At 54.8% G+C, this 4,911-nt stretch carries 4 protein-coding genes; all 4 read left to right on the plus strand.

The features are described from left to right. Positions 1-1,226 (plus strand): serine/threonine protein kinase (locus RMSM_RS24565; protein WP_040769278.1); only part of this gene is annotated, 1,226 nt, incomplete at its 5' end. A 143-nt stretch (positions 1,227-1,369) separates the two neighbouring features. After that, the gene (locus RMSM_RS24570) at positions 1,370-2,596 is read left to right on the plus strand and encodes a lysophospholipid acyltransferase family protein (protein ID WP_040769279.1); all 1,227 of its coding nucleotides are present in this window, start codon (positions 1,370-1,372) and stop codon (positions 2,594-2,596) included. Between the two features lie 198 nt (positions 2,597-2,794). Beyond that, a complete protein-coding gene (gene ald / locus RMSM_RS24575; RefSeq protein WP_008702920.1) occupies positions 2,795-3,895 on the plus strand; it encodes an alanine dehydrogenase in 1,101 nt (366 codons plus the stop codon). A gap of 37 nt (positions 3,896-3,932) precedes the next feature. Beyond that, the coding region (locus tag RMSM_RS24580) for an aminotransferase class V-fold PLP-dependent enzyme (RefSeq protein WP_008702921.1) at positions 3,933-4,911 on the plus strand (979 nt) is incomplete at its 3' end.

Here is a 4,911-nt window from a genome sequence, read left to right on the forward strand (position 1 = left end):
AGCTCGAAGCCAAGGCGATCGCGTCGCTGAATCATCCCAATATTGTCTTGGCGTACGACATCGATAACGAAGGCGATGTGCACTACATCGTGATGGAATACGTCGATGGCATCGATTTGCTGATGTTGGTCAAACGCGATGGCCCGCTCGACTTTTCGACCGCCGCGGATTTGATAGCGCAAGCCGCACGAGGACTCGACCACGCTCATGACAAAGGCGTAGTGCATCGCGATGTCAAACCCGCCAATTTGTTATTGGATCTCAACGGCAATGTGCGATTGTTGGATATGGGATTGGCATTGGTCGCATCGGGTGACGAGGAATCGTTAACGGTAGCCAACAACGAAAACGTATTAGGAACCGCTGATTACTTGGCGCCCGAACAAGCGCTGAACAGTCATACCGTGGATCATCGCGCGGACATCTACGGGCTTGGGTGCACATTTTATTATCTGCTAACCGGTCAGCCGCCGTTTAACGACGGTACGTTGGCTCAGCGGATTGCCAAGCACCAAACCGAGATGCCTAAATCGATTCGCCAATTGCGTGCGGATTGCCCCGGCGAATTGGAAGGGATCTGCGTCAAGATGATCCAAAAAGATCCTCGCTATCGCTACCAGCATGCCGGAGAAGTCGCCGACGTGCTCGAGCGATTTGTCGCTCGGGTCCCTCGAGGAGCCAAAGTGACCTCGGGCTTGGGCGATGCTCCGATGCCAGATGAAGAGTTGGGCTCGTCGATCAATTTTGATGACTCGCAGATTTCAAAAAATCAAAACGACACGATCTCGAACAAATCCGGCGATACGATATCCAGTAGCCGAGCGTCGTTGCTACTGAATGAAGGGATCAGCAGTAGTGACAGTGGCCGTTTGGTCAACGTGCGTCCGCGTCCCGATTTGGTGGACGGAAGTTTTATCGATCTGCAAGCCGAGTCGGGTTATCGGCCGAGCAGCGGGATCTCGTATCAACAGTCCGAAGAGAGCTTAGGGTCGGGCCGTTTTCCTCGCGCAACCTCGGGGCGTTCGAGTGTGCACGTCGGTGCGGATTCGGACATTTACAATAGTTCGGCGAGCCAGATCGGAAGTAGCAGCGGTCGCGGCGGCAATGCGACGCGGCGACGAAATGAAAAGTCGGTCGACCCATTATTGCTAGGAGCATTGGCGTTTGCATTGTTTGTCGTCGCCATTGCCATCGGATTTTACTTGGCCCGCATGACTTCGGGGTAAGCGAAGTGCACCGCCCCAAATTTCTGCGGTCTTCTCTCGCCGTCTGGCGATCGTTACAGCAAACCGATATGGTTGACGACGCTCTTACCGTGTGATGTGTCTCACGGAAATCCCTTGGCATACTGCAGTAGAGTTTCAACAACGTGACTGTGATTCTCGATCGGCCGTATCAGTTTGTTCCGCCATGCCGTAACAATCTGTGGCCCGCGTTCATTCAGCAATTTCGGATCGTCGACCGCTATTTGCGCAAAAAAGAAGGAGTCGTTTCCTACGAATGTCGCAACCTCGATGTCTTTCGTGAATCGCTTGATCGCGGTGATGGAATTCTGCTGGCCCCGAACCATTGTCGTTATGCCGATCCGCTTGTGTTGGGCTGGCCCGCTCGGCACGCTAAAACGCCCGTTTATGCGATGGCGTCGTGGCATTTGTTCAACGACGGTTGGCTTGATGCGTTTGCGATTCGGCGAATGGGGGCATTCAGCATCTTTCGCGAAGGTTCCGATCGGAAGGCGTTGGATACTGCGATTCAGATTCTGACCGAAGCCGAACGTCCCTTGATTGTCTTTCCCGAGGGGACCACCAATCGCACCAATGACGTGCTCAAGCCGCTGCTTGATGGAGTGACGTTTATGGCAAGGGCTGCCGCGCGCCGTCGCGAGAAACAATTTGGCAGTAAAGTGGTGATGCATCCGATCGCGATCAAATACCTCTGTAAACATAAGATCGATTCATGGGCTCACCAACAATTGTCGGTGATCGAATCGCATCTTGGTTGGACCCCGTCGCTTGGCGGTTCGATACTCACTCGCACAATACGGGTTGCCGAGGCATTGTTGGCATTACGCGAGGTTCAGCACTTGGGCAGCACGTGTGCAGGAAATCTATCGGAGCGTCGCGACCGGCTGATCCAACATCTGTTGTCCGCCACCGAATCGCGGCTAAAGATGTCCGCGGGGAATGAGGACCTGAGGACTCGAGTTCGCGCGATCCGCACGAAAGTTTCGTCGATTTGGTTTTCGGAAAATCCAGACGAGCAGGAGAAGGTGCGATTGAAAAATGACATCGCGGCCGCGGATCTTGCTCAAGAACTAGTCTCATACCCCAATTGCTATCTCGAGTCCGACGACGTTACCGATGCTCGCATCGTGGAAACGATCCAGCGGATGCAGGAATCATTGTGGGGCAAAGCCGATGTGGGGATCGAACTGCATGCCGTGATCGAATTTGATGCTGCGATTCCGGTGCCAGCGGCCAAGGCGCCGCGAGGGGTAGAGGATCCTTTGCTCGTCGAGCTCCGTGAGCGTTTGACCGCGATGATCGCTCGCTTGTCGAAAGAAGCACGGCCGCTGGAGGCTGAATCGACCACGTAATTGTAAAACGTAGGGGATAATTCGAGACCGGCAAAAACATCATTCGTTCGACGCGGTCGACGGACCTGGGGTGCAATCGTACATTGCCTAAAAATCGTCTCGCTACTGCGAGTTGCCCTTACGCCGTGTGTGTCTCATGGCCGATTTGCCGTTTGAGGGCTAGAGCCATTCGACTCGCTTCTTGTTAAGGAAACTAACATGATCATTGGGGTACCCACCGAAGTTAAGTCCGACGAATATCGTGTGGCATTATTGCCGGTGGGAGTCGAAGAGTTGATTGCTCGCGGACATCAAGTGTTGATCCAATCGGCCGCTGGCGTTGGGTCCGGCGTGACCGACGAAGACTATTTGCAATGTGGCGCCGAGCTGTGCCAAACGGCCGACGAGGTATTCGAGCGAGCCGATATGATCATCAAGGTCAAAGAGCCCCAACCGGACGAGTACGCCAAGGTGCGGCCGGGGCAAATCTTGTTTACTTATTTTCATTTTGCTGCCAGCCGAGATTTGACCGATGGCATGTTGGCATCGGGATCAACCTGTATCGCCTACGAAACCTTGCGTGACGAACAGGGGCGTCTGCCGCTGTTGACCCCAATGAGTGAAGTGGCGGGTCGGATGAGTATCCAAGAAGGCGCCAAGTATCTTGAAAAACCACAGATGGGCCGCGGCATTTTGCTTAGCGGTGTTCCAGGTGTTGCACCGGCACATATCACCATCCTGGGCGGCGGGGTGGTCGGAGCCAACGCCGCAAAAATCGCAGCCGGTTTCGGCGCCGATGTGGCAATCTTGGATGTCAATCTCGACCGCCTTCGCTACCTCGATGACGTGATGCCCGCCAACGTTGATTGTTTGTACAGCGACCGACACACTATTCTCGAACAACTCACGCGTGCCGATCTGGTGATCGGGGCGGTGCTGATTCCCGGCGCCAAAGCACCTCGATTGGTGCGCGCCGAAGATTTGAAGCGAATGAAGCCAGGCAGCGTGGTGATCGACGTCGCGGTGGACCAAGGCGGATGCATCGAAACGACTCGCCCCACCACACACCGTGATCCGACTTATATTATCGACGATGTGGTGCATTACTGTGTCGCGAACATGCCGGGTGCCGTGGGGCGTACAAGCACATTTGCTCTGTGCAACGCGACGCTTCCGTGGGTGATTCGCATTGCCGGTGGTGGGTTGATGGAATCGGTCAAAGCCTCTGCACCGCTGCGATCGGCTGTAAATATTTATCAAGGCAAGGTGGTCCATCAACCTGTCGCCGATGCGTTTGGGTTGCCTTGTGAAACACTTTAGCCTCTGATCCCGAGGAACACTTCGCAGGAGGGATGGCATGGCTAGCGTCGACGACATCAAGCGTCATTGGCAACTCGATCCGCAACTCGACTTTCTTAATCACGGTTCGTTTGGCGCGGTGCCCACCGTCGTGCTGCAGGCTCAACAAGCGTTTCGGGACGAACTAGAAAGTGATCCGATTCGCTTTTTGGCTCCGGAACGTGAATTGGAAGCCAAACTCGATCACGTTCGTCGCGTCCTTGCCGATATTGTCGGGGCTGATGATCGCGACGTGGCGTTTGTGCTCAATGCAACCGACGGCGTGAACGCTGTCCTCCGCTCGTTCCCGTTTGTCTCGGGTGACGAGATCGTGGTCACGAACCATGGTTACAACGCATGCATCAACGCAGCTAAATTCGCTGCCGAACGTGCGGGTGCGGTGGTGCGAGTGGCGGAGGTGCCCTTTCCAATTCGTGATCCTAGCCAAGTCGTCGATGCGATCGAGCAGTCACTAAACGATCGAACGCGGCTGATCATGATCGACCACATCACTAGCCCAACCGGTTTGGTCTTTCCCGTGCAGATGGTTGCGGAACTGGCAAAACGCCGCGGGGTCCGCGTGTTGGTCGATGGGGCGCATGGGCCCGGGATGGTTCCACTAGATCTTCGTAATTTGGGGGTGGACTACTACACGGCCAATCATCACAAGTGGTTGTGTGCACCCAAAGTATCCGGGTTTTTGTGGGTGCATCCCCAGTGGCAGAGCGAAGTGCGGCCGACAATCATCAGCCATGCGGCAAACCGACCACGTCCGAATCGATCACGGTTTCTGGCGGAATTTGATTGGAAAGGAACGTTTGATCCCACGCCGCTGTTGGCATTACCGAAAGCGATCGAGTTTTTAAGTTCGTTTTATCCAGACGGACTAGATGAATGGATGCAAGTCAATCGAAATCTCGCGATCGACTGCATATCGATTGTTGACTCGTGGTTTGGGAATCGACATCGCGACGCCACCCGAGATGATCGGCAGCCTT

The organism is Rhodopirellula maiorica SM1, assembly GCF_000346295.1.
Lineage (GTDB): Bacteria > Planctomycetota > Planctomycetia > Pirellulales > Pirellulaceae > Novipirellula > Novipirellula maiorica.

Coding starts and splice junctions, on each gene's coding strand:
- ald (WP_008702920.1), top strand. CDS start 2,795: ATGATCATTGGGGTACCCACCGAAGTTAAGTCCGACGAATATCGTGTG.